Source organism: Bacteroides sp., assembly GCF_029057325.1.
Taxonomy (GTDB): Bacteria; Bacteroidota; Bacteroidia; order Bacteroidales; family Bacteroidaceae; genus Bacteroides.
In genome coordinates this window covers 1-6180 of sequence record NZ_JAICZW010000203.1, presented here as the reverse complement: position 1 = coordinate 6180, position 6180 = coordinate 1, and the positions used below count along the sequence as shown (strand labels likewise).

The 6180-nt window shown below is 53.9% G+C and carries 7 protein-coding genes and 1 pseudogene; 2 read left to right on the top strand and 6 right to left on the bottom strand.

Annotated features, from left to right (window positions below):
* Nucleotides 1-869, bottom strand: an 869-nt coding sequence (locus tag K2G43_RS13185) for an AIR synthase related protein (protein WP_300156004.1), incomplete at its 3' end; no start/stop codon positions are given.
* Between the two features lie 156 nt (nucleotides 870-1025).
* Here K2G43_RS13185 and K2G43_RS13180 point away from each other — a divergent pair.
* Entirely contained in the window at nucleotides 1026-1514 is a 489-nt protein-coding gene (locus K2G43_RS13180; RefSeq protein ID WP_288909893.1) for a sigma-70 family RNA polymerase sigma factor, read from the top strand.
* A gap of 18 nt (nucleotides 1515-1532) precedes the next feature.
* On the top strand, nucleotides 1533-2093 hold the full coding sequence (locus K2G43_RS13175) for a hypothetical protein (RefSeq protein ID WP_297643125.1): 561 nt from the start codon (nucleotides 1533-1535) through the stop codon (nucleotides 2091-2093).
* A 186-nt stretch (nucleotides 2094-2279) separates the two neighbouring features.
* Here K2G43_RS13175 and K2G43_RS13170 read toward each other — a convergent pair whose 3' ends face one another.
* The 5 genes and pseudogenes from K2G43_RS13170 to K2G43_RS13150 all read right to left on the bottom strand — a co-directional run bounded on the left by K2G43_RS13170 (nucleotide 2280) and on the right by K2G43_RS13150 (nucleotide 6041).
* Entirely contained in the window at nucleotides 2280-2525 is a 246-nt protein-coding gene (locus tag K2G43_RS13170; RefSeq protein ID WP_297643123.1) for a hypothetical protein, read from the bottom strand.
* A gap of 87 nt (nucleotides 2526-2612) precedes the next feature.
* Entirely contained in the window at nucleotides 2613-3848 is a 1236-nt protein-coding gene (locus K2G43_RS13165; RefSeq protein WP_300156000.1) for an acyloxyacyl hydrolase, read from the bottom strand.
* 17 nt (nucleotides 3849-3865) lie between these two features.
* Nucleotides 3866-4840 carry a hypothetical protein gene (locus K2G43_RS13160; RefSeq protein ID WP_300155997.1) on the bottom strand — a complete coding sequence of 325 codons (975 nt, stop codon included), beginning with the start codon at nucleotides 4838-4840 and terminating at the stop codon, nucleotides 3866-3868.
* 233 nt (nucleotides 4841-5073) lie between these two features.
* Nucleotides 5074-5244: pseudogene (locus K2G43_RS13155) on the bottom strand (helix-turn-helix transcriptional regulator); the annotation flags it as partial.
* A 215-nt stretch (nucleotides 5245-5459) separates the two neighbouring features.
* Complete coding sequence (locus K2G43_RS13150; RefSeq protein WP_297643119.1) at nucleotides 5460-6041, bottom strand: LemA family protein; 582 nt, start codon at nucleotides 6039-6041, stop codon at nucleotides 5460-5462.
* Between the last annotated feature and the right edge of the window lie 139 nt (nucleotides 6042-6180).

The following is a 6180-nucleotide window of genomic DNA, read 5'->3' as shown; positions in this document are numbered from 1 at the left end:
CCGCCGGAGCAGTGCACCATGCCGTGGATTTCGGGACGAAGGGCATCAAGCAGCTTCTTCACCACCGGCGCATAGGTGCGAGTGGGGGAGAGAACCAGCTTTCCGGCATCCAGCGGACTGCCTTCCACGCTGTCCGTCAGTTTCAGTCCGCCGCTGTAGACCAGTTCTTCGGGCACGGCTTTGTCGTAGCTTTCGGGATACTTCTCGGCAAGGTATTTGGCGAAGACGTCGTGGCGTGCCGAGGTCAGTCCGTTGCTGCCCATGCCGCCGTTGTACTCCTTCTCGTAGGTAGCTTGTCCGTAGGAGGCGAGACCTACAATCACGTCGCCCGGACGGATGTTGGCGTTGTTAATGACATCGCTCCGCTTCATGCGGCAGGTCACGGTGGAGTCCACGATGATGGTGCGCACCAGGTCGCCCACGTCGGCCGTCTCGCCGCCGGTGGCATATACGCCTACACCCATTTCACGAAGTTCGGCCAGCAGTTCGTCCGTGCCGTTGATGATGGCGGAGATGACTTCGCCGGGCACCAGCAGCTTGTTGCGTCCGATGGTGGAGGAGACGAGGATGTTGTCCACGGCGCCCACGCACAGCAGGTCGTCGATGTTCATAATCAGGGCGTCTTGCGCGATGCCTTTCCATACGCTGAGGTCGCCGGTCTCCTTCCAGTACATATAGGCAAGGCTCGACTTGGTGCCTGCACCGTCGGCGTGCATAATGTTACAATACTCCGGGTCACCGCCCAAAATGTCAGGGATAATTTTGCAGAAAGCCTGCGGAAAAATACCTTTGTCGATATTCTTGATGGCGTTGTGTACATCCTCTTTCGATGCACTGACGCCTCGCATCATGTATCGTTGGTTACTCATGAGTTAATAGTTTTTTCAATTGAATGTGCAAAAGTAGTGATTATTTCGGTTACAGCCTTGAGTTTGTGCGAGAAATGTGTGGCGTGATTTTTTTAGACCTTCCGGGGAACTAATCGGAAAACTCTGCGTCATATATAGAAAACGAATGTATTAGGTATGGAACAATGTGACAAAGAAAAGCAGTTCATTTCCCTGATTGCGGAGTATAAGCGGGTGATATACAAAATCTGCTACATGTATGCCACGGACGGGGAAAACTTCAAGGACCTCTATCAGGAGGTGGTCATCAACCTCTGGAAGGGGTTCGACCGATACGAGGGAAAAGGCAAGCTCTCGTCATGGATATACCGGGTGGGGCTGAACACGTGCATCTCCTTCTACCGGCAGGAGAGGCGGCATGGCGAGCGTACTTCGCTGGACACCCTCTACGGGCTGGAGGCGGAGAACGATGAAACCACCGTGCGGCTGAAGGAGATGTATCGCCTCATTGCCGGACTGAGCAAGTTCGAGCGTGCCATCATCCTGCTGTGGCTGGACGAGAACTCGTATGAGGACATCGCCGAAATCGTAGGCATACCGCGAGGCACCGTAGCATCGAGACTGAAACGTATCAAAGATAAACTAACCAAACTGGCGAATAGCTGAAAAAAATACTTAGAACGTATGGAACTGGAAGATTTGAAAAAGAACTGGAGTGTCATGGAAGAACGACTCGGAAGACTGGAGATGGAGAACCGCAAACTGCTGCACCGGGCGGTGGACAGCAAAGTGAAACAGATGCGGCAAAGGCTGCTGCTGCGGCTCACGTTCATCGTGTTTCTGCTGCCGATGCTGCTTTGGCAGATTACGCGGCAGAACGAATTTGAGTTCAGTCCGCTGACTTGGGGGCTGGTGAGCCTGTTTCTGGTGACGATTCTCATCCGGCAGTGCACCTGGGCCTATCTGCTGAACAGGATTGATTGCAACCGGATGGCCGTGCGCGAGGTCTGCCTGGCGGAGGCGCGTTTCCGGCAGAGCTTTAAGATGGGGATTGCCGTGAGTGTGCTGCTTGCCATACCGATGCTGGCAAGCATGATAGGGGATATGATTCGTTTCGGCAATCCGTATATCGTGTATGGTGCTTGGACGGGGCTTGCCATCGGGCTGATTTTGGGGCTGCGCCTCTTCTTCCGGGCATGGGGCGGAGTGAAGGAGCTGCGGGAGGCGATAGAGGAGTTAGGCTAAGCTGAAGAGATATGGACTCTTAGATGCAAAGAACGCGGACGGTGCTTTGGAAATCGGTGCCATCCGCGTTCTTTGTATTATAGACTTGCAAGCCATTTCTTGCCTTTTCGAGTGTTCAGCCATAGTGCAAAAACTCCTGCAACAATGGCGACAACCGTGAATGTCAAACCTAATTGTGTCATAATCTTATAGTTTTAATATCTTATTTGCAATCCACGCTAACAATATAGTGGCTATGACGCCGACTATTATAACGTATAAGTTTATTTCCTTTGCATTTCCGGAATACAGAGGGGTTATACCACCTATAACAACACCGGCAAGGATTAGTTTAGAAGTATCGAAGAAATATCCTGCAAGTTTTTCTCTTCTGGTTCTATCTTTTTCTTTAACATCTTTCTTTTCTTCTTGTTTTCTTTCCCAATTTCCCATTGCATGATGTTTGTTGCAAAAGTAGTCATTCTTATTTGAAAATCAATAGTTGAACGGAATATTTTGTTTGAGGTGATAATGATCGTTTTATCTTTTATTATTAAACCGCCACCCCAGCCCCAGCATCAGATGATTCGGGTCGTGGAAGTTCTGCAACTGATACCCCGTGTGCAGATAGAGGTTGCGCGTGAGCGAGGTCTTGAGGGCAAGCACCTGATAGCACCCTTTCGTGTCGGGCCCCTTGTGCAGGAAGTGATACCCTATGCCGAAGTTGATGGAGAAGACGGGCATCACGAACTCGCAGCGTGCCGACAATCCCACGTTGAACTGCTCCTTGAAGGGCGGGCGATAGAACTTCGGGTCGCCGTACTCGTCCGTGCCGGCCAGGTGGCCGCGTAGGTTGGCGCTTTCGTCATACTGCGCGTCGAGCGAGAGGCCTGCCCGAAGCAGGCGGTGGAAGTTGTACATCGGATTGAAGTTGAGACCCACCACGCCGAACGAGCCGGGTACCAGTGTGCTGCCTCCGTAATCCTCCACCCATCCGCGTATCTTGGTGGCGCCGTAGATGACGAGGTCGTAGCTGACGTGCGGACAGAAGGGCAGGGCGGCGGGCGGCAGGGCAGCTTCTGCTTTGGCCAGGGTCTGCGCGTCGCCGAAGCTGCGGACAACACCTATCCGTGCCCCGATGGTGTTGATGCCGGCGTTGGGGTAGTGGGAGTTTCCGTTGGAGAAGTGGCTTCCCTCCACGCCGGCGGTCAGGCTCCAGCGGGGCGACAATTGCCAGTTCAGGAAGAAGCCCAGATTGATGTAGGCGTTGATTCGCGAGCTTGTCACCAGGTTGTAGGGGTTGGAGTCTTCGTCGTACTTCTTCCAGCCGAAGGAGGCGCCGAAGTTCCACTCATAGTCCAGCGAGAGGCGGGGCGTGAGGCTTGCGATGCGCGAGCTTTGGAAGGCATAGAGCGCCACGGGCGTGCCCATCTCCTCTGCGTTGAACAGGGTGTTGACCGCCAGCCCGATGCCTTGCGTGGTATGCGGATAGAGCCGCCCGATCCGCGAGTCGGGGTCGAGCTGGATGCCATATTTCAGGTGTCCGGACAAGAAGGCATTCATCGGTTGCTGCCTGGCATTTTCTCCCTTGAAGAAGTAGTTGGTGGGAGTCAGGTAGGCGGGGCGCACATCCGCAGAGAGGCGGTGGATGACGTTCCGAAGGGGAGATGCCAAGGAGTCTGTCCCGGCAGTCGTTGCGGAGCTTTGCGCCCGCAGGCTGTTGGCGGCCTGCCCGGCGAGGAGCAGGACTATCCATAGTTTATGAATCGTTCTCATGATTACTTATCGCATTATCACTTTATCACCTTATCACTATTCCCATGATGTTTCGGATAGGCCGTAATCGCCTCTATCGGGTTCGTACATTTTATGCTGCCCTGCACGGTGCGGGGGTTGCCTGTCTTGACGTTGCGCAGATGGAGCGTGTAGTAGGCGGTATAGATTTGGTATTCGGCGAGGCGCATGATGCTGGTGAAGCCCGGCTTCAGGGTCAGGGTGCGCATGACGGGCGGTTCCATGTCCACGAAGAGCATGTTATAGCCGTATCGGTAGTATTCGATGCGATCGGTTCCCGGTTTCACGCCTTGCGAGATGTCGGCTGCGGGGGCTATGATGGTGGGAGGCTCGTCGCCCGTCGGCACGAGGTAGAGGTCGGCATCGCCGTGGAAGGTAAAACAGCGCCTCATGCGCTTGCTCAGGTTGTAGGTGCGTGTCACGGGATCGTCTGTGCAGTCTATCAGATAGTTATCTTCCTCTATCCGGGTGTGCACGTCCTTCGGCACGGGGTCGTACTCGATGCGGTCTATCACGTAGCCGCTGCCGGGCTGCTGGGTGATGCGTATCTCTTCCTGTTGGAAGTAGTTCTTGTCGCCCACCGTTAGGATGAACTCGAAGGGTTCGTTCTTGGGATTGTCGCCGAGGAGGATTTGCAGTTCGCGGTCGTTGGGGCGGATGAAGGTCATTTCGTAGGGGGCGTAATCGACCACGATTTTGCCTTTTCCGTCCAGCAGGCAGTTGGTGCGTCCCATATCGGTGCCGTCCAGTGTGTAGAACGTGCCTGCAAAAACGCCGGTGAACTCTTTGTTATAGACATTGCTCAACTGCCACTCCGAGGTGTTGAACCGCAGGGTCAGCGTGTCGCCGTCGCCGTCGAGGGTGGCTTCGGTGAGGGGCACTTTCACTTCGTCCACAAACACGTCGCCGTTGCAGGCGTGGAGCAGGGGCAGGAGGAGAAGAAGAAGGAACAGATAGTTGCAAGTATGTTTCATCGTTTCAGTCAGTCTGATTAGTTTGATAATGGCTGCAAATATAGGGGATTTTGCGAGAACGGTGCAGGAAAAGGGGAGGAAATTCGGGAGGATGTCCGAAAAGCCTGTCGCTGCTTACATTGTGTTACGATTTTAGGCACGGAATTTTACGATACATCGGAGACGGAGAGCAAGAGTTAGTGCGGGGAGGGGGGATGGGCAATACTGATTTATAACCATTGAAGGGAAGTATCTCACAGCAACCTCATAGCCGAAGCTGCCGTAATGGCCTCATGGGAATTCCCCACGCTCAGTTTCTCTAAGATATTATGCCGGTGTCTGTTCACGGTGTGGATGCTGATGTCCAACACATCGGCTATCTGCTTGCTTGACCTCCCTTCGCGGATGAGGTGCAGAATCTCCTGGCCCAGCCAGCCGGCATGGATGAAGCAGGTGTCGGCAGACGCGTCGGTGATGACGTAGCAGGCATTGCTGACGGCTGCCATGGAAGCAATCTTCGCTTGGCAGTCGTGCAGAACTGCTTCATCCAGGTGCTCGTATTCCAGATGCTGGCTTGCGTAGAGGGCGTTGAGCTCTTTGCGTAGTATGTCCACGGGCTATGCAGGGACGGTGTTTAGGTTCAGAACTCTACCTTCGGAGCTTGTTCGGCTCCTTCAGCCGCTTCAAAGTAGGCACGTTTCTCGAAGCCGAAGAGTCCGGCAAGGATGTTTTTCGGGAAGCGGCGGATGGCGGTGTTGAACTCCTTCGCTGTGTTGTTGAAGTTGGTGCGTGCCACGTTGATGCGGTTCTCCGTGCCTTCCAGTTGTGCTTGCAGTTCCAGGAAGTTCTGGTTGGCTTTCAGGTCGGGGTATCTCTCGCTGACGGCGAGCAGCTTGCCCAGAGCGGAGGTCACGGCACCTTGTGCCTGCTGGTATTCGGCGAGTTTCTCCGGGGTCAGGTCGTCGGCATTCACTTTGATTTGCGTGGCTTGGCTGCGTGCCTGCATCACGCTCTCCAGTGTTTCCCGTTCGTGCGAGGCATATCCCTTGACGGTATTGACAAGGTTCGGTATCAGGTCGGCACGACGTTGGTACTGGGTCTCTACGTTGGACCACTGGTTGCTGACGTTCTCTTCCATGGTTACAAGTCCGTTGTAACCGGTCACTCCCCATACGGCGAGGAGCACTAACACTGCGATGATGATAAGAATTGATTTCTTCATACTTTTGAATTTGGAGCCTCTCCCCCGGCCCCTCCCCGGTAGGGAGGGGAGAAGGAGAAAGCGTGGTTATTAATCTATTTAAACTTAATACTAACGATATCCTATTTTCGATGTTACTTACCTATATATATGTATATCC